Origin of the sequence: Nonomuraea cavernae (assembly GCF_014646355.1) — a bacterium.
GTDB lineage: Bacteria > Actinomycetota > Actinomycetes > Streptosporangiales > Streptosporangiaceae > Nonomuraea > Nonomuraea cavernae.
In genome coordinates this window covers 200,453-225,075 of the sequence record NZ_BMNH01000003.1, presented here as the reverse complement: position 1 = coordinate 225,075, position 24,623 = coordinate 200,453, and the positions used below count along the sequence as shown (strand labels likewise).

Sequence of the window (24,623 nt, the reverse complement as noted above, 5' to 3'; positions counted from 1 at the left end):
GGAGCCCGCACCGGACGGTGCGGTGAGGTCGCCGCGAGAGGGGTCGTGTTGTCCGTCGTCAAGATCAATGTGTTGACGGTTCCCGCCGAGATGCGCGAGCAGCTCGAGCACCGGTTCTCCAACCGGGCCGGGATGGTCGAGTCGGCCGACGGGTTCGAGTGGTTCGAGCTGCTCAGGCCGGTCGAGGGCACCGACCAGTACCTCGTGTACACGCGGTGGCGCAGCGAGGACGACTTCCTCAGGTGGCAGGAGAGCCAGGAGTTCCGGCGCGGCCACGCCGAGGCGGCCGGCTCCGGCCAGGGGCACGGCCACGGGCAGGGGCCGGCCGCGTCGGGGGCGACGCTGTGGTCGTTCGAGGTCGTGGACAGCGCCGGGCCGAAGGGTTAGGCGTCCAGCGGGTTGCGGGCGATGCGCTCGGCGATGCCCGACCTGACGAAGCCGGCGGCCAGGCTCGCCGGCTTGCGGGCGCCCTGGTCGGTGACGCAGGCGGCGAACTCCTTGGCGATCTCCAGGCGGGGATGCCGGGCGAGCACCTCGTCGCGGAGCCCGGCCGGGAGCTCGTCGGTGCCGCGGCCGGAGATGTCCATGGCGGTCGAAAGCTCCAGCAGGTGTCCCTCCGGGTCCTCCTCCACCGGCACCTCGTCCCACATGTGACGGATGATCACCTCTGAGGCGCGGCGCCTGCGGTCCTCGGGCCAGCCGGCTCCCGCGCAGAAGGCCCAGGCCACGTGCCCGCCGGCCTCCTCGTATCCCACCGTGTGGCTGTCGAACTCGGCGGCCAGCCCGATGTCGTGCAGCATGGCCGACACGTAGAGCAGCTCGGCGTCGAAGGCGATGTCGTGCGCCCGGGCGTAGGCCGCGGCCCACAGGTAGGCCCTGATCGAGTGGTTGAGGAGCGAGGGCGTGTGGTAGCGGGCCGCCACCTCCAGGGCGCCGCCGCAGGCGGGGGTGTCGGGCAGCACCAGGTCGTTGAGGTTCATGTGCTCATCTTCGAGCCTCGGATCCGGCCGGGGCGAGTGGCCCTGTGGCCACCTGTCGACAGGATCCGGCCAACCCTCCCCCGCCCCGGCCTCACGGGCGGGACACCTGGCCGGGCGGCTCGGCGGCCTCGTCCCGGGGCGCGCCGCTCCGGCGCGGTTCACCGTCCGCGTCGCGGCGCCGGGCGAACGCCAGTCCCGCCGCCAGGCAGGCGAGCGGCACGGCCGGCAGCACGTACCTGTGGTCGAAGGCCGCGATGAAGACCGGCAGCGTGAGCAGCGTCACGGCGCTCGCCCACGGCAGCAGCACCTCCCCGCCCAGCCGGCGCCACCGGAGCGCCACCCCGGCCGCCCCGGCCACCAGGAGCGCGGCCAGGAACGGTCCACGCAGGTAGCCGAAGGTCTGGTAGCCGCGGATCCAGCCCGCGTACGGCTCCACCATGACCGTCTCGCCGGATTCGCCCTGGTAGGCGGTGGTGATCTCCTCGGCGGTGCGGTCCCTGGACGCGATCGAGTCCTTGAACGGCGCGGTCTCCTCGGGGAAGACGTAGGCGCTCTGGTCGCCCTCGACCGGATAGACCCGGCGTTCCCAGGAGAAGATGTGGGCCACGTCGACCAGGCCGGCGCGCAGGAAGTCGAGCGGCTGGGCGAGGATGGCCTGCTTGGCGAAGGCCCCGGCGACCTCGTCGCGCCGGACCGCCCCGCCCTTGACGTCGTTGATCGGGGAGTCGGCCGACCAGATGTACTCGGGCGGCGCCAGGCGTTCGCCCAGCGGCTCGGCCGGGCAGAGCGGCACGTCCGATCTGATCTTCGCGCAGTCGGCGAACGTCATGGTCCGGGCCCACAGGAAGGTGTTGCCACGGCTCAGCGCGAGCGTGCCGTGCTCCGACTCGAACCACAGGGCGTAGCAGGCCAGCGGGATCACGGCGGCCGCGGCGAGCGTGAGGACCGGCCGCCAGCCCGTACGGCGCAGCAGCACCGCGACCAGCACGACGGCGATCAGCGGCAGGCCGATGGTCCGGGTCACGGTGGCCGCCGCCAGCAGGAGCCCGGCGCCCGCGGCCGTCATGGGCGTGAGGGCCGGCCGCCGCATGAGCAGCGCGACCGCCGCCATGACGAGGAACACGAACAGCAGGTCCGCCATGATCAGGTGCTCCAGCTGGATCTGGAACGCGTCGAGCAGGACGGGCAGCGCGAACAGCGTGGCCGCCCAGCCGGGCAGCCGGCGACGCAGGAGCAGGTAGACGAGCACGCCGATGCCCAGCCCGAGCAGGTGCTGCACCACGACGACCAGCTCGATGCTGCTCAGGGGCCGCAGCGCCCACAGGAACAGCGAGTAGCCCGAGGTGCGCGACTCCAGCGGTCGCGGGTCGAGCCCGGCGTTGAGGTAGGCGAAGGAGTCGGCCCAGAACCAGATGGCCGGGCGGTAGCCGAGGATCGCCACGCCGCGCAGCGCCGCTCCGGCGAGCAGGGCGAGGAGAAAGATCCAGTGCTTGCGCAGCGTGGGCACCATCCGCCTCCTCAGTCCCTCTGAGCAAACCACCCTATAAAGTACGGATGAACATCGGCGCGTTAACGATCCGGAACCCGACTTGACCCCGTGATCGAGCCCGGCCACCATGTTCCACCTCGTCCCTCTTTGCTTCTTTTGTCCGGAAGGAACTGGCGTGCGCCGCCTCGCGATCCCCCTCGCCCTCATACTCGCCGTCGCGGGACTCACGAGCACCGCACGGGCCGAGGCGCCGGTGAAGCGCACCGCGCAGTGCCAGGGTGACTGGCTGCCCGGTTCGCCGACGGCCGACGAGGTCATGAAGGGCGAGATCTCCCTGGTGAGCCTGCCCGCGGTCAAGATCGGCAAGAAGATCGACTGGGGCATGAGCCCGTACCGGAACCGCTCGTGGGAGTACGTCTTCCAGTCGCTGCGCTGGATGGGCACGCTGGTGGTGGCGTACGAGAACACCGGCGAGCGCGCCTATCTCGACCGCGCCGAGGAGATCACCAAGGACTGGGTGGCGAGCAACAAGCGGGGCGCGCGCGGCACCAAGCCCTACGTCTGGAACGACCACCCCGTCTCGCTGCGCACCCAGGCGCTGGTGTGCCTGAGCATGCACGTCAAGGACGGCTGGCTCAAGGACAGCCTGGCCGTCCACGCCAAGCTGCTGGCCGACCCGAGGCTCTACAAGAAGGGCCACAACCACGGGATCGACCAGGACATCGCGCTCATGAGCATCGGCTGCCGCTACGGCCGCAAGGACTGGGCCGGCCTGGCCTCCAGGCGGCTCACCGGCACGGTCAAGCTCGACGTCGACGCGCAGGGCGCGCTCATGGAGCAGGCGCCGCGCTACGCCGTCTACGTGTACGGCAGGCTCCAGGTCGCGATGGCCGGCATGAAGGACTGCGGCCGCAAGGTGCCGGGCGAGATCTCCAGGCGGGCCGACGCGCTGAAGGACTTCGTCGCCCACTCCACGATGCCCAACGGCTACATGGTGCCCATCGGCGACGGCAGCGCCGAGACCGAGCCGAAGATGGAGACCGGCACCCCCAAGGAGAAGGTCAAGGTCTACCGGGCCGGCTACGTGTACGGCCGGACAGAGTGGGGCAAGGCCGACTCCGCCTACTACTCGATCAGGTTCGGCCCCGGCACCAAGTTCCACGGCCACGAGGACCACCTGGGCGTGACCTACTACGCGCACGGCCGCGACATCCTGGTCGACGCCGGGTTCCACTCCTACGAGAAGAGCGCCTACCGCTACTGGACGCTCTCCCCCGAGGCGCACAACGTCCCGGCCGTGGTGGGCGAGAGGTTCCGGCCCCGTACGGCCAGCAAGCTCACCAAGTCGAGCCAGGGCACGGACCGGCAGGCGTTCCGCCTCACCGACAAGGCCTACGGCACGGCCCGCACCCGCTCGGTGCTCGTCGACCACGGCGAGGACCTGATGGCGGTGCTGGACACGGCGTCGGGCGGCAAGCAGGTGCGCAACCAGTGGCGGTTCGCGCCGTCGTACAAGGTCGTCTCCAACAGCGGCGGCCGGGTGGTGCTGAGCGACGGCAAGTTCGACGTGACGCTGCTCCAGCTGTCCGGCTGCACGCCGGTCGGCGGGCAGAAGGTGGAGCGCGGCGGGAAGCTCGGCTGGATGTCGCCGACCTACCTGTCGAAGGAGCGGACCAACGTCGTGGTCTCGCCGGCCGCCACCTCGCTGCTGACCGTCATCGTGCCCGGCACGGACGCGCCGAAGGTGTCGTGCTCCGGCGGGAAGGTCACCGTCCAGGGCGTGACCTTCCCGGCAGGTCTCCTCTAGGCGGCCTCGCGGCCCGCGCGCAGCAGCCCGTAGGTCACGGCCTGCTCCAGCGCCTGCCAGGAGGCGTCGATGATGTTCTCGGCGACGCCCACCGTGGCCCACTCGGAGGTCTCGTCGCTGGAGGTGATGAGCACGCGGGTGACGGCGCCGGTGCCGTGGCTGCCCTCCAGGATGCGCACCTTGTAGTCGACCAGCTCCACCCTGGCCAGCTCGGGGTAGAGCTTCTCCAGGGCCAGGCGCACCGCGCGGTCGAGGGCGTTGACGGGGCCGTTGCCCTCGCCGGTGGCGACGATGCGCTCGCCCTTGGCGTGCAGCTTGACGGTCGCCTCGCTGACCAGCTCGCCGCCCTTGGCGCGCTCGACGATCACCCGCCACGACTCGACCTCGAAGTGACGCCGCCGCTCGCCGTGGACGGTGTCGCGCAGCAGCAGCTCGAACGAGGCGTCGGCGGCCTCGAACGTGTAGCCCTTCGACTCCAGCTCCTTGACCCGGTCGACCAGCTCCTTGGTGTTGCCGGCGCTGAGCTCGTAGCCCAGCTCACGGCCCTTGAGCTCGACCGAGGCGCGGCCGGCCATGTCGGAGACCAGCATCCGCATGTCGTTGCCCACCTGGGCGGGGTCGATGTGCTGGTAGAGGTTGGGGTCGACCTTGATCGCGCTGGCGTGCAGGCCCGCCTTGTGGGCGAACGCCGACGTGCCGACGTAGGGGGCGTGGGAGTTGGGGGTGACGTTGGTGACCTCGGTGATCGCGTGCGCGATGCGCGTCATGTCGGCCAGGGCCTGCGGCGGCACGAGGTCGAACCCCCGCTTGAGCTGCAGGTTGGCGACCACGGTGAAGAGGTTGGCGTTGCCGGACCGCTCGCCGTAGCCGTTGGCGCAGCCCTGCACGTGCGTCGCGCCCGCCTGGACGGCGGCGAGGGTGTTGGCCACCGCGCAGCCGGTGTCGTCGTGGCAGTGGATGCCCACCCGGGCGCTGGTGCCGGCCGCGGCCTGCACGATCTCGGCCAGTTCGTCGGGGAGCATGCCGCCGTTGGTGTCGCACAGGGCGATCACGTCGGCTCCCGCCTCGGCCGCGGTGCGGATGACCTCCAGCGCGTAGGCTGGGTTGGATCTGTAGCCGTCGAAGAAGTGCTCGGCGTCGAGGAAGACTCGCTGTCCCTCCGCACGAAGGTGGGAGACCGTGTCGCGGATCATCGCGAGGTTCTCCTGGAGAGTCGTGCGAAGGGCCAGCTCCACGTGCCGGTCGTGACTCTTGGCGACAAGGGTCACGACCGGCGCGCCGGATTCGCGCAGGGCGGCAACCAGAGGGTCGTCGGCTGCCCGCACACCGGCCCGGCGGGTCGCACCGAACGCGGCGAGCTGCGCGTGCTTCAGGTCGAGCTCTGTTTGAGCCCTCCTGAAGAACTCTGTGTCCTTGGGGTTGGCGCCCGGCCAGCCCCCTTCGATGAAACCGACGCCCAGCCCGTCCAGGTGGCGCGCGACGGAGAGCTTGTCGGCGACGGTGAGGTTGAGCCCTTCCTGTTGCGCGCCGTCACGCAGCGTCGTGTCGTACACGTGGAAGCGGTCGTCGGCCATGGTTTGTCGTCTCCCTGGGAAAACAAAAAGACCCCTCACGGACGTGAGAGGTCTGCGCGCTGGCGGTGTCCCTGTGTCAGCCAGCGCGCCTGTCAATAATGAGCAGACGGTAGAACATGATGCCTGCGAGTCTGCCACACGATTTCACCGGTCGGCACATTGATCTCGCCATGTGGGACCGGAGCGATCACACGGTGACGCCCGGACCGCCGGTGATGATCTCCTCCAGCACGGCCGGGTCGAAGGCCGCGTCGCCCAGCATTCGCCCGTCCAGCAAGACGGTCGGCGTGCCGTCGATCCGGATCTTGGCGCTCTCGGCCAGGTGATCCTCGGCGAAGGACTGTGAGATGACGCACTCTTCCACCGACGCGCCCACCTTCGTCGCCGCCGCGGCCAGCTCCTTCACGGTGAACCCGGAGGCCACCCCGTGCGGGGCCGGCTGCATGGCGTACAACTCGTCGCGGAAGGCCAGCCAGTTGCCCTCGGGCACGCACCGGGCGGCGGCCGCGGCCCGGACGGAGTTGGACCGCATGGGCTCGTCGCGGAAGATCGTGACGGGGTGGAAGACCACCTTGACCAGGCCCTCCCTGGCCAGCCGCTGGATCGTCGCGTCGACCCGGGAGTGCAGGTCCTTGCAGACCGGGCAGTCGTAGTCCTCGTAGATGTCGAGCACGGGGGCGTTGCCGCCCCTGTCGGCCAGCACCATGGTGCCGTCGACCTGCCGGGTCAGCCGCACGCCCCGCTCCGCCTGGCCGCCGTCGTACCCGACGATCGCGACCAGGGCCAGCATCGCGAAAGCGACCAGCACGGCCGCCACCCTCTTCATCATCCGCCCGCCCTCAGCTCATCGATCGCGCAGACCCTACCTGAAGAAGGTGAAATGTGACTGATCGGGGCGGGTCAGGCGTACCGCGCCACCGCCGGCCGCCGACTCGGCGCGACAATGGATCCCATGAAGGCCTTCGCGATGGACACCGCGCTCGCCCGGTACATCCTCGACCACACCACCCAGCCCGACCCGTTGCTGCGGGAGCTGGCGGCGGAGACCGAGGCGCGGACGGGCGACCACGCCGGAATGCAGATCTCCGCCGACCAGGGACGGTTCCTGACCATGATCACCCAGCTGGTGGCGCCGGCCGTGGCGGTGGAGGTCGGGACGTTCACCGGCTACTCGTCACTGTGCATCGCCCGCGGGCTGTCCGGCGGCAGGCTGCACTGCTTCGACGTGAGCGAGGAGTGGACCTCGATCGCGCGGCGCTACTGGGAGAGGGCCGGGGTGTCCGACCGCGTCACGCTCACGCTCGGCCCCGCGCTGGAGACCCTGGCCGCCTTCGACCAGCCCGTCGACCTCGCCTTCCTCGACGCCGACAAGGCGGGCTACCCGGCCTACTACGAGCTGCTCATGGACCGGCTGCGGCCGGGCGGGCTGCTCATGGTGGACAACACCCTGTGGACGGGTCACGTGGCCGACCCGTCGCGCGATGACGAGATGACGGTGCTGATGCGGGAGTTCAACGACCTGGTGGCCGAGGATCCACGGGTGACGGTCGTCATACTGCCCATCGCCGACGGGTTGACCATGGTGCGGAAGAACGGCTGAGCCGGGTCAGCTGATCTTGTGGATCCAGTTGTGCGGGTCCGGCCGCGAGCCGTACTGGATGCCGACGAGCTCCTCGCGCACCCGCATCGTGACCGGGCCGGGCGTGCCGTCGCCGATGCTCCAGGAGCGGTCGGCGCCCTTGACGAAGCCCACCGGCGTGACGACCGCGGCGGTGCCGCAGGCGAAGACCTCCGTCAGCTCCCCTGACTCGCATCCGGCCTGCCACTCGTCGGTGGTGATCAGCCGCTCCTCCGGCTTCAGCCCCAGGCCGGCGGCCAGCGTGAGGATCGAGTCGCGGGTGATGCCCGGCAGCAGGGTGCCGGTCAGGGCCGGGGTGACGAGCCGGTCGCCGAAGACGAAGAACAGGTTCATCCCGCCCATCTCCTCGACGTAGCGGTGCTCGTGGGAGTCGAGCCAGACGACCTGGTCGCAGCCGTTCTCGACGGCCTGACGCTGGGCGACGAAGGCGGCGGCGTAGTTGCCGCCGCACTTGGCGAAGCCGGTGCCGCCGGGGGCGGCGCGGGTGTACTCGGTCGACAGCCACACCGAGACCGGCTTGATGCCGCCGCTGAAGTAGGAGGCGGCCGGCGAGGCGATGACCATGTAGCGGTAGGTGCGGGACGGGTAGTTGACGCCGAGTCCGACCTGGGTCGCGAAGATGAACGGCCGCAGGTAGAGGCTGTGCCCCTCGGTGGTGGGCACCCAGTCGCGGTCGGTCTGGACGAGCAGCTCCAGCGACTCGACGAACGTCTCCTCGGGCAGCTCCGGCATGGCCATCCGCTGGGCCGAGAGGTTGAACCGGGCGGCGTTGGCGTAGGGGCGGAAGGCCACGATGGAGCCGTTGGACTGGCGGTAGGCCTTGAGCCCCTCGAACAGCTCCTGCGCGTAGTGGAGGACCGCCGTGGCCGGGTCGAGCGAGAGCGGCCCGTACGGTTCGAGCCGCGCGTCGTGCCAGCCCTCGCCGTCGGTGTAGTCGATCGAGATCATGTGGTCGGTGAAGACCTGGCCGAAGCCGGGATTCGCCAGTACCTGCTCCCGCTCGGCCGCGGTGCGAGCGTGGTCGGAATGCTGCACGTCGAAGCTGAGCTTCTGAGCGATGGTCATGACGGAGGTTCCTTCTCTCTACGAACTCTCTGACGAATCCACGGATCTGATCGACACGGCCCGTGGGTACTTCCTATTGTCTCGCTATTTGGGATGGCAAGAGGCCGATGGGGTGTTTGGCCTTTTAGACGCGAAAAAGCGCCTGGCGGGTCCTGTTCGGGACCGCCAGGCGCCGGTGGAGCTGGGCGGGCCCTAGCTCGATACTCGCGCGGTGATGTCGTCACCGATCTCGTGCGTGGTGCGGCTCGCCCACCCGGCCAGGCGCTCGACGATGTCGTCGGCGACCGCCTGCTCGACCTGGGCCGCCTCGGCGTGCAGGCCGAGGTGGTCGAGGAGCATGGCGACCGACAGGATCGTGGCGGTCGGATCGGCCTTGCCCTGCCCGGCGATGTCGGGGGCGCTGCCGTGCACCGGCTCGAACATGCTGGGCGTCGTGCGCTCGGGGTTGATGTTGCCGCTGGCCGCCAGGCCGATGCCGCCGGCGATCGCCGCGCCGAGGTCGGTGATGATGTCGCCGAACAGGTTGTCGGTGACGACCACGTCGAACCGCTCGGGGTGGGTGACGAAGAACATCGAGGCCGCGTCGATGTGGCTGTAGTCGGTGGTGACGTCGGGGTAGTCGGCGGCCACCTGGTCGACCGTGCGCTGCCAGAGGTCGCCGGCGAAGGTCAGCACGTTGGTCTTGTGGACGAGCGTCAGCTTCTTGCGCGGCCGCGACCGCGCCTTCTCGAACGCGTAGCGGACCACGCGCTCCACACCGTGGGCGGTGTTGAGCGACTCCTGCGTGGCGATCTCGTGCGGGGTGCCGCGGCGCATGGTGCCCCCGGTGCCCGCGTAGAGGCCCTCGGTGCCCTCGCGGATGACGATCATGTCGATGTCCTCGGGCCGGCTGTCGGCCAGCGGGGTCTCGATGCCCGGGAAGAGCTTGACCGGTCGCAGGTTGACGTAGTGGTCGAAGGCGAAGCGGATCTTGAGCAGCAGGTCGCGCTCCAGGATGCCCGGCGGGACGCTGGGGTCGCCGACCGCTCCGAGCAGGATGGCGTCGTAGCCGCGCAGCTCGTCGAGCACGCTGTCGGGCAACGTCTCGCCGGTGCGGTGATAGCGGGCGGCGCCCAGGTCGTAATGGGTGGCCTCGATCTTCGTGCCGACCGCTTCGAGGACCTTCAGCCCCTCGGCCACGACCTCGGTGCCGATGCCGTCTCCGGGGATGACTGCCAGGCGAATGTTGCGCGACTCCATGGATGGCACCTTACCGGCTCGTCTCGACTGACGAACACACCGTCTCATTTTCTGGACATTCCATTCTACTCCTCGCGGAGTAGCGCAATCAGCATGTCAGAGGAGAAAGCGCACTTCACCGGCAAGCGGGCCCCCGCCGAGCGGACCTGTCCGCACGACAGGGACCGCCGGTCTTCTACTGGCCCGGGTCCTGCGGCTGGCCGCCGTTGTCGCGGCGGTCCAGCGCGGTCTGCACGGCCTCGGCGGCCTTGTCCTCGTGCTCCTCGGCACCGTTCCAGGCATACATCTCGTACATGGGACTCATCTCGTTTCGCGGGGCGTCGTATCGGGAGGTCGGGCTCAGGTCGCGAGCCGACCGGGCCTGAAGCTCGCGGGCCCGGGTCACGGACCGGCGAAGGGGACTGACGGCCGACGGGAACGCCGCTCTCCGCGGCGGGTCGCCGACCTGCCCTAACAGGCCCCGCCGCGGCAGGTAATAAGTACGAGAACCTGGCGCATGTCTTGTTCAGGCTACCCGGCGCCGCTCCAGCTGTCTCGTTGGATGTCCTAGCATCTCGCATCGTGAGACAACCCATGGAACGACGAAGCGGCCGCCGCCGGACGATCCCGGCGGCGGCCGCACCCCCCTGAGCCCTGCGCGAGGTCAGTCCTCGAGGTCGACCGAACGACCGCTGTCGGCGCCGATCTCGCCGCCGATCTGCTCGACCACCTCGGCCGGGATGGCCGTGTCGACGGTCAGCGCGATGAGCGCCTTGCCGCCCTTGACGTCACGGGCCACCTGCATGGAGGCGATGTTGATGCCGTGCTCGCCGAGAAGGCGGCCGACCACCCCGACGACGCCCGGACGGTCGGTGTAGGTGAAGAACGACAGGTGCTCGGTCGGCTCGATCTCCATCTCGTAGCCGTTGACCTCGACGATCTTCGTGATCTGGCGCGGCCCGGACAGCGTGCCGGAGACCGAGACCTGGCGGCCGTCGGCGAGCACGCCGCGCACGGTCACCACGTTGCGCCAGTCAGGGCTGTCGGTGCTGGTGACCAGGTCGACGATGAGGCCGCGGTCCTTGGCGATCAGCGGGGCGTTGACGTACGTGACGGAGTCCTCGACCACGTCGCTGAAGACGCCCTTGAGAGCGGCGAGCTCCAGCACCCGCACGTCCTGGGAGGCGATCTCGCCGCGCACCTCGATGTCGAGCTTGGTGGCGACCTCGCCGGCCAGCGCGGTGAACACCCGGCCCAGCTTCTCGGCCAGCGGCAGGCCCGGCTTGACGTCCTCGGCGACCGCGCCGCCCTGGACGTTGACCGCGTCGGGCACGAACTCGCCGGCCAGTGCCAGCTTCACGCTGCGCGCGACCTGGGTGCCGGCCTTCTCCTGGGCCTCGTGCGTGGAGGCGCCGAGGTGCGGCGTGACCACGACCTGGTCCAGCTCGAACAGCGGGCTGTCGGTGCAGGGCTCCTTGGAGAACACGTCGATGCCGGCGCCCGCGACCCGGCCTTCCTTGATCGCGGCGTAGAGGGCGCTCTCGTCGACGATGCCGCCGCGGGCCACGTTGATGATGCGCACCGAGGGCTTGACCTCGTGCAGCTCCTTGTCACCGATGAGCCCGACCGTCTCCTTGGACTTGGGCAGGTGCACGGTGATGAAGTCGGCCTGCCTGATGACCTCGTCGAGGCTCAGCAGCTTGACGCCCATCTGCGCGGCGCGGGCCGGCGGCAGGTAGGGGTCGTAGGCGATCAGCTCGACCCCGAACGGCTGCAGGCGCTGGGCCACGAGCTGGCCGATCTTGCCGAGACCGAGGATGCCGACGACCTTCTCGTCCAGCTCGACACCGGTGTACTTGGACCGCTTCCACTCGCCGTTCTTGAGGGCGGCGTGGGCCTGGGCCGTGTTGCGGGCGCTGGCCAGGATGAGCGCGATGGTCTGCTCGGCGGCGCTGGTGATGTTGGAGGTCGGCGCGTTGACGACCATCACGCCGGCCTTGGTGGCCGCCTCGACGTCGACGTTGTCGAGGCCGACACCGGCACGCGCGACCACGCGAAGCTTGGGGGCGGCGGCGATGGCCTCGGCGTCGACCTGGGTGGCCGAGCGGACGATCAGGGCGTCGACCCCGGCGAGCGCGGGCAGCAGCTGGGAACGATCGGCGCCGTCGGTGTGGCGAACCTCGAAATCGGCGCCGAGCACGGCGAGGCCTGCCTCGGACAGCTCCTCTGCGACCAGAACGACGGGCTTGTTCACTGATGGATCCTTAGATGCAGGCGGCGGGCGTGAAGGACACCGTGACGGGTCCCTCGGGATCGCTCCTGAGTCTATCCGCGCTTGTGAACGCATTCACGAGGGACCCGCATACTGAGACGGCGCCTGCCCGGCGTACCCCTCGATGGGCAAAGTCATCCACATGAGAGCCGTCTTTGTCTTGATCGGGAGATTTATTGGCTATTAGCCTGATAAGCCATGGCCGACTACCTATGGTTCGTCATATGAGCATCGGGAACCCTGCGCTCGCCGACGTGCTCGCACAGCATGGCGCCCCCCACCGCCTGCTGGCAGCCCTATCGGACGGTGGAGTCCTGGTGGCCGTGCGACCAGACCGATCCGTCGTCCTGGGCACCACCCAGGCAGGTGATCGCGTGCTGCTCGGATACACCGGAGCGGCGACCTACGCGAGACACCGCGGCAGCCACTCGCTGTCGGCCTGCGACGCGAACACGATCCTGGACATCCAGCGTGTCACCGGCGTACGGGAGATCGTGATCGACGCGGCCGGACCCGCCGCGGCGGCCGTGCCGATCGACGACCTCCAGCGCTTCCTCACCTCGACCCGTACGGGACCGACACCGGTCCTGTCCGGCGCCGCGCCCGCCGCCTACGCGACGGGCGCGATGGCCACGGTCTCGCGGGGCACGGCCCTCGCGCAGGTCGCGGCCCCCTCGACCGAGTCGCCCCCGATGCCGTGGATCCCGGCGCCGCGGCCGCACCTGTCGGGGCCGATGCAACAGGTCGACCCCGGCTACCGGCGCTGCGCGCATCCGATCCTGCCCGCGCTCCGGCGCGCGATCGCCACCCTGCTCGCGGACTTCCCGCTGGTGCACCACGTCTGGATCTCCGAGGCCCGCACCGCCTCCGGGGCTCCCGGCATCATGCTGCACGTCAAAGTGCACATGTCCGCCGCCGAGGACGTGGTCCGCGACCTGCATCGCGGGGTCCGGGCCCGGTTGCCGCAGTTCGCGGCGAGCGAGGCGCCGATCCTGATGGCCCGGGTGGCCGACGCGCGCAGCGAGCGCCGCATGATCGAGATCGGCGCGCACGTCGTCTGCGCCGACGTACGCGACTAGAACTGGGCTCTACCAAACAAGGGCCCGCTCGGTTTAGATGAGGGGATGATCGCACCGGCCGTGGGCGTACCCACCGTTTCCCGGGGTGTACGCCTCGGCTACGGCGTGGGATCGTTCTGCACGGCGACGTTCGGCGCCGTGCCCGGCCTGTTGCTGCTCTACTACATGACCAACTTCCTGGCCGTGCCCGGGTGGCTGGCCGGGATCGTGGTCGCCGCCCCCAAGGTCTGGGACCTGGTGATCAACCCGCTGGTCGGCCGCTGGTCCGACCGCACCAGGTCACGGCTCGGCCCGCGGCGGCCGTGGCTGCTGGCGGGGGCGTGCACGCTGCCCATCATGTTCTACCTGGTGTTCGCCGGTCCTCCGCTGACCGGCACCCCGGCCGCCATCTACGTGGGCGTGTGCTTCATGGCCGCCGCCACCGCGTACGCGCTGTTCGAGGTGCCGTACAAGGCGATGCCCGCCGAGATGACCGAGGACTACCACGAGCGGACCTCGCTGCTGCAGTGGCGGATCATCTTCGTCGGCCTGGCGACCATGATCAGCGGAGTCCTGGCTCCGACCATCGTCAACAGTCAGGGCGAGAACGGCACCCTCGGCAGCTACCGGCTGATGGCCGTGACGATCGCCCTCATCATGTTCGCCGCGATGCTCGGCTCCTTCTTCGGCACGGCGCGCGCCCCCATGACCGCCGCGCCGCACGCGGACACGGGCGGGCTGCTGCGGCAGTTCGCGGCGGCCCGGAGCAACCCGGCGTTCGTCTGGCTCCTGGCGCTGAGCTGCACACAGCAGCTCGCGGTCGCCACGATGCTGGCCGCCGCGCCGTACTTCGCCGCCTACACGCTCGGCGATCCGAAGGCGACCACGACGCTCTTCGCCGTGCTGGTCGGGCCGATGCTGCTGACGATGCCGCTGTGGGTGCGGCTGGCCAAGCGGTTCGACAAGCGCGGCGCCATGATCCTGGCCGGGCTCCTGTACGGCGTCGGCACCGCGTCGGCCCTGGCCACGCCGGTCTTCGGCGCCGTCTACGCGCACGCCGTGCTGCTGCTGGTCGGCACCGGGATCGCCGGGGTGACGCTGCTGCAGTTCTCCATGCTGGCCGACGTGATCGCGACGGACGCCGCGACCACGGGCCAGCGGCGGGCCGGCGTGTTCACCGGGCTGTGGACGGCGATCGAGAGCGGGGTCAGCGCGTTCGGAGCGCTGATCTTCGGCGTCATCATCTCCCTGGGCGGCTTCATCCCCTCGGAGCCGAGCACTCCGGTTCAGCAACCGGACAGCGCGGTGACGAGCGTGCTCATCGGCCAGACCGCGGTCCCCGCTCTGATCATCTTCGCGTCGGTGCTGATGACGCTGAAGTACCGCCTGACCGATCCCACGAAGGCCGCCACTTCGGCCACGACTCCCTGAGCCAGGAGGGTGAGGGAGGCCGTCCGGGGGCGACGGGACAAGGGCGGAGGGATCACTCCACGGAGATCCGTACTTTCTGGACAGGGCACGCCGTGTAGGCCGATACTCGGGGCATGAGCTCGACGCATCCACCGTTCCGCGCCTCCGACGGGGAACGCGATCGTGCGATCGATGAGCTGCGCGACCGGGCCGTCGAGGGGCGGATCTCGCACGACACGTTCGTCGGCCGGGTGGATCAGGCGCTCCGGGCCCGCAACCAGGACGAGCTCGACAGACTGGTGGCCGATCTGCCTCGGCGCCGGTCGCTGCGCCGGCGGCTCACCGACCTGGTGTCGTCCGCCTCCGACTTCAGCACCGGCCTGCGGTCGGCCTGGCGGCGGCCCCGCCTGCCCCGGCTGGCGCTGCCCGACGACGACCGGGCCCGCTACGTGGTGGGCCGCGGGTCCGCGTGCGATCTCGTCCTGGCCGACCTGACCGTGTCGCGCGTCCACGCCGAGCTGCGGCGCGATCCTGACGGCGGATGGATGCTGGTCGACCTGGGCTCGCTCAACGGGACCCGGCTGAACGGGTGGCGGCTGGTCGGTCCCGCCCGGGTCCGGTCGGGTGACGAGGTCTCCTTCGGCGACTGCGGCTTCCTGGTGAGCGCCGGCCTGCCCTCCGTCTGACTCGCGTAGCGGGCGCAGGCAGCGCCCAAAAATACGGATATTTGCGGATTACAGGCTCCGTGTGCTGACCCATGATCCCAGGCGAGACCCCCAGCCCCTTTGGAGATCCCATGCGGCGCACCTCAGCCTCGCTCATCGCGGGCGCGCTCGTCGCGACCCTCGCGTGGGCGTCCAGCCCCACCTCCACAGCGGTCGCGCTCGAACCGTCACCCGGCGTGGCCGACCTGACCCAGGACCTCAACCAGATCCTCAGCGACTCGCGGCTGACCATCGCCAGAGCCGGCGTGGTCGTCAAGAGCGCCGCCAACGGCGACGAGCTCTACGCCACCGACGCCGGCAAGCTGCTGATCCCGGCGTCCAACACCAAGCTCTTCACCTCCGCGGCCGCCGCCGAGACGCTCGGCCTCGACTACCGCTTCCCCACCACCGTCCTCACCGGCGGGCGCAAGGCCGGCTCGGTCCTGGGCGGCGACCTGGTGCTGCGCGGCACCGGCGACCCGACGATGCTGGCCGCTGACTACGACGCGCTGGCCGCCAAGGTCGCCGGGGCGGGCATCAAGGTGGTCACGGGCAGGCTCGTCGCCGACGACACCTGGTTCGACTCCGTACGACTCGGCAACGACTGGACCTGGGACGACGAGACGGCCTACTACGCGGCGCCCATCTCCGCGCTGACCGCCTCGCCCGACACCGACTACGACGCCGGCTCGGTGATCGTCTCGGTGGCTCCCTCGGGTGGCGAGGTCAAGGTCTCGACCACACCGGAGACCGACTACTTCAAGATCGTCAACAGGGCCACCGTCGGCGCCTCGACCGACGTGCTCATCGAACGGCAGCACGGCACGCGTACGGTCGTCATCACCGGCACCGTGGCCGGCACGTACAACGAGTGGGTCGCCGTCGACGACCCCACCGCGTACGTCTCCTCGCTGTTCCGCAAGGCGCTGACCAAGCACGGCGTCCGCGTCCTCGGCCCGACGGTCACCGCGGCGGCCCCGTCCGGCGCGCAGGAGCTCGCCCAGCACGAGTCGATGCCGCTGAGCGAGCTGCTGGTGCCGTTCATGAAGCTCAGCAACAACATCCACGCCGAGATCCTCACCAAGGCGATGGGCCGCAAGGTCGCCGGTCAGGGCACCTGGGCCGCCGGGCTGAAGGTGACCACCGACTTCGCCAAGGCGAACGGCGTCGAGGTGCTCAACCTGCGCGACGGCTCCGGGCTGTCGCGCCGCGACGGGTTCACGCCCACCTCGATCGTCCAGCTCCTGACCGCCGTACGCGGCAAGCCCTGGTATCAGACCTGGTACGACTCGCTGCCCATCGCGGGCAACGCCGACCGGTTCGTCGGCGGCACGCTGCGCAGCCGGATGCGGGGCACCCCCGCCGCGAACAACGTGCGCGCCAAGACCGGCTCGCTGACCGGCGTCACCGCGCTGTCGGGCTACGTCACCAGCGCCGACGGTGAGCCGCTGGTCTTCTCCATCATGCTCAACCAGTATCTGTCGGGCTCGCCGAAGGACATCGAGGACAAGATCGCCGTCCGGCTCGCGCAGTTCTCGCGCACCGCCCCGGCCGACGCTCCGGCGCGGCTCCGCACCGACACCGCTCCGGCCTCCGCCGACCTCGAGTGCTCCTGGCTCAAGCCGGCCCACTGCTGATCCTCCCCCGGCTCCCCGCGGGACCGCCCCACGGTCCCGCGGGGAGCGCCTTCCTCCACGGCGACCGAGAAGAGAAGAAGACGCGCGAGGGAATGGGGAGGTTTACCCAGGTCGACGGAGATGTGATTACGATTCGGACACTTGGGGCTCCAGGTATAGGCCCACTTTTCCTGACATGGCCGATGTGCACCCACCAGAATGCGGGTTCGACGCAGTGTCTAACCCCCCAACGGAGGACATCGTGCGCAGACAGCTCCAGGCACTGGCCTGCCTCGGAAGTCTGACGGCATTGAGCTTCCCCGTCCCGGCCGCCCAGGCGGCGACCACCGAACAGGCCCCGCTCCAGCAGGCGTGCCAGGTCGTGGCCGTACAGCCGCGGATCGACGCCAAAGGCATGATCAGGGGCACGGCGGTCAGGAGCGGCTGCGATGAGCGGACCCGGCTCCGGGTGCGGATCAAGCGGGTCGTGCCCGGCCCCGACCGTACGGTGAAGAGTGGCTCCAAAATGCTCACCAACGGCAGGATCGTGGCCGGCGTACGCTGCGTCAGGACCCCCGCCCGCTTCTACGTCATCGCCCTCGACCACAAGGGCGGGCTCGCCAGGTCCCGGGCCGTGACCCTGTCCTGCAAGAGGCAGACCCCGCCGACCGGCGGCGGCGCGTCGGCCGTCGAGACCGCGGTCGTCAAACTGACCAACGCGGCCCGCGCCGCCGGCGGCTGCCGCGCCCTCGTCCACGACTCCAAGCTGCGCACCGCCGCCGAACGCCACTCGGCGGACATGGCCGCCAGGGGCTTCTTCGACCACACCTCCCCCGACGGACGCTCGCCCGGCGACCGCGTCAGGACGGCGGGATTCGCCCCGATCAGCACCTGGGGCGAGAACATCGCCAAGGGCCAGCGCACCGCCGCGCAGGTCGTCGAGGGCTGGCTGAACAGCCCGGGACACCGCGCCAACATCATGAACTGCGCCTTCACCCACATCGGCGTCGGCCACGCGACCAACGGGCCGCACTGGACCCAGGTCTTCGCCGCCCACTGACCCCCCCGGCCAGGGAGCGTCTGGCCCCCACCGAGCGCGCCACCGCGCCGGTTCCCACCGCCCGCCATGACGCTCCCATCCGGCGGGCCCGGCCGCGCCTCCCCCCGCACATGGACCGCGGCCGGGCCCGCTCACCTCCGCACCGGCATCGGCACGGGTCAGCGGAAGGTCAGCGGCGGGTCATCACTCGCACCGGAGAGCCGGACGCGGGCGCGCATGATCCGCCGTTCTCAGGGCAGGAGCTACGCGCGCCAAGCCGGACGGATATCGGACGGATGTGGGACATGAAGCCGATCCCCTTCGAACTGCTGGTGACGGTCACCGGCTCCTCGCCTGTCGAACTCAGGGAAGCCGCGTACCGCGAAGCGGAGCGCTTCTTCGGCGGGAACGCCGAGACCGACGTCATCAGCGCCCGGGCCGAGCCGGACCAGGACGGAAGCTTCCGGGCGACCATCGTCTTCCGGCAGATCGCGACCGGGTAACCCTCCCGGGCGCGCGAGCCCGGGGCGTGGGGGGCGCCGGGCCCCCCACGGCTGAGTCAGGCCTTGAGCCAGCTCATCATCGGGCGGAGCTTGGCGCCGGTCTTCTCGATCGGGTTGTCCGCCAGCTCCTCGCGGTGACGCGTGAACTCCTTCTGGCCGCCGTCGAACTCCTCGACCAGCTGCCGGGCGAAGGTGCCGTCCTGGATCTCGCCGAGGATGCGGCGCATCTCCTGACGGGTCTCGTCGGTGATGATGCGCGGGCCGCGGGTGTAGCCGCCGTACTCGGCGGTGTCGGACACCGACCAGTACATCTTCGACACGCCGCCCTCGTACATGAGGTCGACGATGAGCTTCATCTCGTGCAGGCACTCGAAGTAGGCGACCTCGGGCTGGTAGCCGGCCTCGATCAGGGTCTCGAAGCCCGCCTTGATGAGCTCGGACACGCCACCGCAGAGGACGGCCTGCTCACCGAACAGGTCGGTCTCGGTCTCCTCGGTGAAGGTCGTCTTCAGCGCGCCGGCGCGGGTGCCGCCGATGCCCTTGGCGTAGGACAGGGCCAGGTCGAGGGCCTTGCCCGAGGCGTCCTTCTCGACGGCGACGAGACACGGCACACCGCGGCCCGCCTCGAACTGACGGCGGACGAGGTGGCCGGGGCCCTTCGGGGCCACCATGCACACGTCGACGCCCTCGGGCGCCTCGATGAGGCCGTAGCGGATGTTGAGGCCGTGGCCGAAGAACAGCGCGTCGCCCTCGACGAGGTTGGGGGCGACGTGCTCGGCGTAGAGATGGCGCTGGATGTGGTCGGGCGCCAGGATCATCGTGAGGTTGGACTCCTCCACCGCCTCCGACGGGGTGAGCACGCGCAGGCCGTCGTTCTCGGCCCGCTCGCGGCTCTTGGAGCCCTCCGGCAGGCCGACGCGCACGTCGACACCGGAGTCACGCAGGGAGAGCGCATGGGCGTGGCCCTGGCTGCCGTACCCCAGCACGGCCACGTGACGTCCCTGGATGATCGACAGATCGGCCTGGTCGTCGTAGAAAATCTCGGTCACTTCTGTAGAACCTTTCAGGCGGTACGGTCCAGTGCCCTGAGGGACCGGTCGGTAATGGAACGGGCGCCGCGGCCGATGGCCACCATGCCCGATTGGACTAGCTCCTTGATCCCGAAGGGCTCGAGGACCTTGACGAACGCCTCGAGCTTGTCGGGAGTGCCGGTGACCTCGATGGTCACGGCGTCGGAGGCCACGTCGACGCACCGGGCGCGGAAGAGCTGGACGAGCTCCAGCACGTGGGACCGGCTGTCGGCGTCGGCCTTGACCTTGATCAGCATCAGCTCGCGCTGCACCGACTGCGCCGAATCGAGCTCCACGATCTTGAGGACGTTCACCAGCTTGTTGAGCTGCTTGGTGACCTGCTCCAACGGCAGCTTCTCGACGCTGACCACGATGGTCATGCGGGAGATGTCGTCGTGCTCCGTGGGCCCGACGGCCAGCGAGTCGATGTTGAAGCCCCGCCTGCTGAACAGCGAGGAGACCCGGGCCAGGACACCCGGCCGGTTCTCGACCAGCACAGAAAGCGTGTGCCTACTCATCTTCGCTCTCCCACGTCGGCGCCATGTCCCGCGCGATCTTGATGTCGTCGTTGCTGGTGCCCGCCGCGACCATCGGCCAGACCATGGCGTCCTGGTGGACGACGAAGTCGACCACGACGGGCACGTCGGTGATCTCCATGGCCTTCATGATGGTGGCATCCACGTCCTCGGGACGCTCGCAACGCAGGCCCACACAACCATAGGCCTCCGCCAGCTTGACGAAATCCGGGATGCGGCGGGCGGTCTGCAGGTCGGTGTTGGAATAGCGCTGCTCGTAGAAGAGCGTCTGCCATTGGCGGACCATACCGAGGTTACCGTTGTTGATGACCGCGATCTTGATCGGCACACCCTCCAGGGCGCAGGTGGCCAGCTCCTGGTTGGTCATCTGGAAGCAGCCGTCGCCGTCGATGGCCCACACGGTGGCGTCGGGCCGGCCCATCTTGGCGCCCATCGCCGCCGGCACGGCGAAGCCCATCGTGCCGAGGCCGCCGGAGTTGATGAACGTCCCGGGGTTCTCGTAGCCGATGAACTGCGCGGCCCACATCTGGTGCTGGCCGACGCCGGCGACGTAGTAGGCGTCGGGCCCGGCGATCGCGCTCAGGCGCTGCATGACGTACTGCGGGGCCAGCGAGCCGTCCTCGAACTCGTCGTAGCCGAGCGGGTAGGTCTGCTTGTAGCCGTTGAGCAGGGTCCACCAGTCGGTGTAGTCGCCCTGCCGGTCGGACGCCTCGACGGTGGCGATGAGGTCGGCGATGACCTCCTTGCAGTCGCCCACGATCGGCACGTCCGCGTGGCGGTTCTTGGAGATCTCGGCCGGGTCGATGTCGGCGTGCACGATCTTGGCGTAGGGGGCGAAGGTCGACAGCTGCCCGGTCACCCGGTCGTCGAAGCGCACTCCGAGGCCGATGAGCAGGTCGGCCTGCTGCAGGGCGCCGACGGCGGAGACACTGCCGTGCATGCCCGGCATGCCCATGTGCTGCGGGTGGCTGTCGGGGAACGTGCCGCGCGCCATCAGCGTGGTGACCACCGGGATGTTGGTCAGCTCGGCCAGCCGGATCAGCTCGGCCGAGGCGCCCGCCTTGTGCACGCCGCCGCCCACGTACAGGACGGGTCGGCGGGACTCGGCGATCAGCTTGGCGGCCTCGCGGATCTGCTTGGAGTGCGGCCTGGTCACCGGCCGGTAGCCGGGCAGGTGCATGACCGGCGGCCAGGAGAAGGTGGTGTCGGCCTGCAGCGCGTCCTTGGAGATGTCGACCAGCACCGGCCCCGGCCGGCCGGTGGAGGCGATGTGGAAGGCCTCGACGATCGTGCGCGGGATGTCGAGCGGGTCGGTGACCAGGAAGTTGTGCTTGGTGATCGGCATGGTGATGCCGGAGATGTCGGCCTCCTGGAAGGCGTCGGTGCCGATCGCCCCACTGGCCACCTGGCCGGTGATCGCCACGATCGGCACGGAGTCCATGTAGGCGTCGGCGATCGGCGTGACCAGGTTGGTCGCGCCGGGACCGCTGGTCGCCATGCACACCCCGACCTTGCCGGTCGCCTGGGCGTAGCCCTCGGCCGCGTGCCCGGCGCCCTGCTCATGCCGTACGAGCACGTGCCGGACCTTGGTCGAGTCGTAGAGGGGATCGTACGCGGGGAGGATGGCGCCTCCCGGGATCCCGAACACGGTGTCGACTCCCACGTGCTCCAGCGCCCTGACCAGGGCTTGTGCACCTGTCATCCGTTCGGTCATCGGCTCGTTCCTTGTGTGGCTACTCGCTCAGGACATAAAAAATGCCCCTTCCCGGCCGAGAGGGCGGGGCTGGGGCGGCGCGCAGGTCGTAGTGCTTCGCTATCGGCCCGCGCGCCGGCGAAGTACTACGAGAATCCCACTACGAAGCATGGGCACACCATAGCCCCTCCGTGGCCCCCAATGTCAAATTGGTGGGATACACGTCTCAAACCGTGAGACTCGTCCTCATCAGGGAGTCGACGCCGCGCGCCGCCATCGGCCTGGCGACCAGGAAGCCCTGACCTCGGGTGCAGCCCATCTCGCGCAGCAACTCGAGCTGCTCGGGACGTTCGATGCCCTCGGCCACCACGACCAGGCCGAGGTCGTTGCCGAGGCGCACGATCGTGCGCGTGAGCAGGGTCAGCGTGTCGTCGCGGCCCAGACCCGACACGAACGACGGGTCGATCTTGATCATGTCGACCGGCAACTGCCGGAGGAACGCCAGCGAGGCGTAGCCGGTGCCGAAGTCGTCGATCGCCAGCCGCACACCGAGCGCGCGCAGCTCGGACAGCCGCCTGATCGTCTCCTCGGCGTCCTCGACCAGCATCTCCTCGATCACCTCAAGGGTGAGCGCGGAGGCGGGCAGGCCGCTCTCGGCGAGCGCCTCCTCGACGGTCTCGACGAACCGGGGCGCGGTGATCTGGCGGGCCGACAGGTTGAGCGACAGCCCGATGTCCCACGACGACGCCCGCCAGGCGGCCACCTCACGGCAGGACTCGCGCAGGATCCACTCGCTCAGCGGCACGATCAGACCGGTGTCCTCGGCCGGGCCGAGGAACTGGTCGGGCGGCACGAACACCGACCCGCGCCACCACCGTACGAGCGCCTCGACCGCGGTCACCCGCGAGGTCGCGAGGTCGACCACCGGTTGGTACTCGATCGCGAACTGCTGCTCGATCAGCGCCCGCTGCAGGTCGGCGGCCAGCTCCAGCCGCCGGACCACGTCGGCGTGCATCTGCGCGGCGAACACCTCGACCCGGCGCCCGCCGAGCTCCTTGGCCCTGGCCATGGCGACATCGGCGTTGCGGATCAGGTCGCCCGCGGGCATGTCGTCCTCGGCGAAGGCCACGCCCACGCTGGCGGTCAGCGCCACGTCGCGGTCGGCCACCCGGAACGGCTCCTGCGAGACCGCCCCCAGCAACCGCTCGGCCAGGTCGACGGCCAGCTGGGCCTCGCCGCCCGTCTCCACGAGCACCGCGAACTCGTCGCCACCCCACCGGGCGAGCGTGTCGTCGGGGCGCACGGCTCCGCGCAGCCGGCGCGCGGCCTGCCCGAGCAGGTGGTCACCGCTGGCGTGCCCGACCGAGTCGTTGACCGAGGTGAACCCGTCGAGATCGAGGAAGATGACCGCGACGTGGCCGGTGCGGCCGGACAGCACCTCGCGGGTGCGCTCCTCGAAGTAGGCGCGGTTGGGCAGCCCGGTGATGCCGTCGTGGAAGGTCAGGTGGGCGACCTGGTTGCGCAGCGCCTCCTCGTCGCTCACGTCTCTGGTGGTGACGAGGACGAGGTCGTCGCCGCTGACGTGGCGGGTGGCGACCGACTCGGTGGGGCGCCAGGTGCCGTCGGAGGCGCGTACGCGGCAGGCGATCAGGCAGGTGCCGGGATCGGCGCCCTCGTCGTCGACCATCGCGCGCAGCGACCGCTGGATGCCGGGCACGTCCTCGGGGTGGATGTAGTCGAAGATCGTGCCGTTCAGCAGCTGATCGGGACGGTAGCCGTAGGTGACCTCGACGCCGGCGCCGATCTCGCGCACCACTCCCTCGTAGTCGCAGAGCAGCACCACGTCGCCGGTGCTCTCGGCCAGCTCGCGCAACTGCCGGTCGCCGAGCGAGACCAGCCGGCGCAGCCGGATGTTGATCGCGGCCAGCACGGACAGGCGCACCAGCAGGAGGAGCACCGCGGAGCCGGCGAGCGCCACGACGCCGGTGACCGGCTCCTCGCGCCCACCGCCGGCCAGGTGGACGAGCAGCGTGCAGGTGGCCACGGCGACCAGCGCCAGCGGCACCATCGCGACCAGGTTGCCGGGCGTCGCCCCGGCCGGGGCCGAGTCGCTCTCCACCGGGCGCAGCGCCCACGGGGCGGCGGCCAGCAGCAGGAACGCCACCGGGGCGAGCATCACGCTCCAGGTCGGCGGGGCGGTGTCGGACAGCCGCGCGACGGCGGCCGCCAGCCCGTCGATCGTGGTGGTGGCGAGCACGCCGGTGCCGGTCAGGGCGAGCGACCAGGACGTGGACCGGCCCTTGACCACCGGCGGGACGGCGGCGTAGGTCACCAGCAGCGAGATCATCGGCGGCAGCATGGCGAAGGCGAACGTCGCCGGGTCGACCTGGCCGTAGACGTGACGCAGCCCGATCACCCAGGCGATCAGGAAGAGCGAGGCGGCGCACAGGTAGGAGTCGGTGACCAGCCGCAGGATGACGCCGGCGGGGAGCGTGCGGCCGACGGCGGTCAGCGCGCCGCCCGCCATCAGCACGGTGCCCAGCATCAGGAGCAGGTCGCCGAAGCTGACCACGATGCTCGAACTCGTGGCGAGCGCCTGCACGCCCGAGCCGGCGGCCCAGGCCAGGGCGCCACCGCCCATCCAGCGCGCGCCCACGGCCGCCGGGCGGTGCTCCGCCAGCTGGACGGAGGCGAGCAGCAGGGACGCCCCGGCGAACATCGCCGCGAGGAGCCCGGCGACGGCACCGGTGACCAAGGCCGGGCCGCCCGCGAGGAGCGCAGCCGCGAACCCCGCCGCACCCGTCGCCGCAGCGGCGATCAGCGGTGCCCGTGGATCACGCCAGCGGATCACAGTCGTTGCCATCCCGTCTCGTTGCCCGATGATCGCCGATGCCCGGCCGACCACACCGCAAGTGTGTGCGGTCGCGGGTGCTCGGGTGGTGACAACGCC

Annotated in this window: 20 protein-coding genes; 9 read left to right on the top strand and 11 right to left on the bottom strand. The window is 70.2% G+C overall.

Annotated features, from left to right (window positions below; genetic code table 11):
- The first annotated feature begins 48 nt into the window (after positions 1 to 48).
- On the top strand, positions 49 to 387 hold the full coding sequence (locus IEY82_RS07845) for an antibiotic biosynthesis monooxygenase family protein (protein ID WP_189123339.1): 339 nt from the start codon (positions 49 to 51) through the stop codon (positions 385 to 387).
- Here the strand turns inward: IEY82_RS07845 and IEY82_RS07840 are convergent.
- Both IEY82_RS07840 and IEY82_RS07835 read right to left on the bottom strand, forming a co-directional pair.
- Positions 384 to 980 (bottom strand): HD domain-containing protein, encoded by a 597-nt coding sequence (locus IEY82_RS07840; protein ID WP_189123338.1) that lies wholly within the window; start codon positions 978 to 980, stop codon positions 384 to 386. The genes IEY82_RS07845 and IEY82_RS07840 overlap by 4 nt on opposite strands.
- A gap of 91 nt (positions 981 to 1,071) precedes the next feature.
- Complete coding sequence (locus tag IEY82_RS07835; protein ID WP_189123337.1) at positions 1,072 to 2,490, bottom strand: hypothetical protein; 1,419 nt, start codon at positions 2,488 to 2,490, stop codon at positions 1,072 to 1,074.
- A gap of 154 nt (positions 2,491 to 2,644) precedes the next feature.
- Here IEY82_RS07835 and IEY82_RS07830 point away from each other — a divergent pair, with 154 nt between their 5' ends.
- Positions 2,645 to 4,276, top strand: coding sequence for a heparinase II/III domain-containing protein (locus tag IEY82_RS07830; protein WP_225262385.1), 1,632 nt, complete (start codon positions 2,645 to 2,647; stop codon positions 4,274 to 4,276).
- Here the strand turns inward: IEY82_RS07830 and cimA are convergent.
- Positions 4,273 to 5,850: a citramalate synthase gene (gene cimA, locus IEY82_RS07825; RefSeq protein WP_189123335.1), complete on the bottom strand. Its 1,578-nt coding sequence runs from the start codon at positions 5,848 to 5,850 to the stop codon at positions 4,273 to 4,275. The genes IEY82_RS07830 and cimA overlap by 4 nt on opposite strands.
- Positions 5,851 to 6,037: 187 nt before the next feature.
- Positions 6,038 to 6,679, bottom strand: a complete 642-nt coding sequence (locus IEY82_RS07820; RefSeq protein ID WP_189123334.1) for a DsbA family protein — start codon at positions 6,677 to 6,679, stop codon at positions 6,038 to 6,040.
- Between the two features lie 123 nt (positions 6,680 to 6,802).
- Here IEY82_RS07820 and IEY82_RS07815 point away from each other — a divergent pair, with 123 nt between their 5' ends.
- Entirely contained in the window at positions 6,803 to 7,450 is a 648-nt protein-coding gene (locus tag IEY82_RS07815) for an O-methyltransferase (protein WP_189123333.1), read from the top strand.
- Between the two features lie 6 nt (positions 7,451 to 7,456).
- Here the strand turns inward: IEY82_RS07815 and IEY82_RS07810 are convergent, their stop codons facing one another.
- From IEY82_RS07810 to serA, 3 genes are all read right to left on the bottom strand, one after another.
- Entirely contained in the window at positions 7,457 to 8,554 is a 1,098-nt protein-coding gene (locus IEY82_RS07810; RefSeq protein ID WP_189123332.1) for a branched-chain amino acid aminotransferase, read from the bottom strand.
- Between the two features lie 192 nt (positions 8,555 to 8,746).
- Complete coding sequence (locus IEY82_RS07805; protein ID WP_189123331.1) at positions 8,747 to 9,793, bottom strand: 3-isopropylmalate dehydrogenase; 1,047 nt, start codon at positions 9,791 to 9,793, stop codon at positions 8,747 to 8,749.
- 643 nt (positions 9,794 to 10,436) lie between these two features.
- Complete coding sequence (gene serA, locus IEY82_RS07800; RefSeq protein ID WP_189123330.1) at positions 10,437 to 12,026, bottom strand: phosphoglycerate dehydrogenase; 1,590 nt, start codon at positions 12,024 to 12,026, stop codon at positions 10,437 to 10,439.
- 335 nt (positions 12,027 to 12,361) lie between these two features.
- Between serA and IEY82_RS07795 the strand changes: the two genes are divergently transcribed.
- The 6 genes from IEY82_RS07795 to IEY82_RS07770 all read left to right on the top strand — a co-directional run bounded on the left by IEY82_RS07795 (position 12,362) and on the right by IEY82_RS07770 (position 18,374).
- Complete coding sequence (locus IEY82_RS07795) at positions 12,362 to 13,123, top strand: hypothetical protein (protein WP_225262383.1); 762 nt, start codon at positions 12,362 to 12,364, stop codon at positions 13,121 to 13,123.
- A gap of 45 nt (positions 13,124 to 13,168) precedes the next feature.
- Positions 13,169 to 14,533, top strand: coding sequence for an MFS transporter (locus IEY82_RS07790; protein ID WP_189123328.1), 1,365 nt, complete (start codon positions 13,169 to 13,171; stop codon positions 14,531 to 14,533).
- A gap of 113 nt (positions 14,534 to 14,646) precedes the next feature.
- The gene (locus IEY82_RS07785) at positions 14,647 to 15,198 is read left to right on the top strand and encodes an FHA domain-containing protein (protein WP_189123327.1); all 552 of its coding nucleotides are present in this window, start codon (positions 14,647 to 14,649) and stop codon (positions 15,196 to 15,198) included.
- Between the two features lie 110 nt (positions 15,199 to 15,308).
- Complete coding sequence (dacB, locus tag IEY82_RS07780; RefSeq protein ID WP_189123326.1) at positions 15,309 to 16,853, top strand: D-alanyl-D-alanine carboxypeptidase/D-alanyl-D-alanine endopeptidase; 1,545 nt, start codon at positions 15,309 to 15,311, stop codon at positions 16,851 to 16,853.
- Between the two features lie 241 nt (positions 16,854 to 17,094).
- Positions 17,095 to 17,892, top strand: a complete 798-nt coding sequence (locus tag IEY82_RS07775; RefSeq protein ID WP_225262382.1) for a CAP domain-containing protein — start codon at positions 17,095 to 17,097, stop codon at positions 17,890 to 17,892.
- A 284-nt stretch (positions 17,893 to 18,176) separates the two neighbouring features.
- Complete coding sequence (locus tag IEY82_RS07770; protein WP_189123324.1) at positions 18,177 to 18,374, top strand: hypothetical protein; 198 nt, start codon at positions 18,177 to 18,179, stop codon at positions 18,372 to 18,374.
- A 56-nt stretch (positions 18,375 to 18,430) separates the two neighbouring features.
- Here the strand turns inward: IEY82_RS07770 and ilvC are convergent, their stop codons facing one another.
- From ilvC to IEY82_RS07750, 4 genes are all read right to left on the bottom strand, one after another.
- The gene (gene ilvC, locus IEY82_RS07765; RefSeq protein ID WP_189123592.1) at positions 18,431 to 19,414 is read right to left on the bottom strand and encodes a ketol-acid reductoisomerase; all 984 of its coding nucleotides are present in this window, start codon (positions 19,412 to 19,414) and stop codon (positions 18,431 to 18,433) included.
- Between the two features lie 23 nt (positions 19,415 to 19,437).
- Positions 19,438 to 19,962 carry an acetolactate synthase small subunit gene (ilvN, locus tag IEY82_RS07760; RefSeq protein WP_189123323.1) on the bottom strand — a complete coding sequence of 175 codons (525 nt, stop codon included), beginning with the start codon at positions 19,960 to 19,962 and terminating at the stop codon, positions 19,438 to 19,440.
- Positions 19,955 to 21,694 (bottom strand): acetolactate synthase large subunit, encoded by a 1,740-nt coding sequence (locus IEY82_RS07755; RefSeq protein ID WP_189123322.1) that lies wholly within the window; start codon positions 21,692 to 21,694, stop codon positions 19,955 to 19,957. The genes ilvN and IEY82_RS07755 overlap by 8 nt, the downstream gene beginning before the upstream one ends.
- Before the next feature lie 205 nt (positions 21,695 to 21,899).
- The gene (locus IEY82_RS07750) at positions 21,900 to 24,536 is read right to left on the bottom strand and encodes a putative bifunctional diguanylate cyclase/phosphodiesterase (protein WP_189123321.1); all 2,637 of its coding nucleotides are present in this window, start codon (positions 24,534 to 24,536) and stop codon (positions 21,900 to 21,902) included.
- Positions 24,537 to 24,623: the final 87 nt, after the last annotated feature.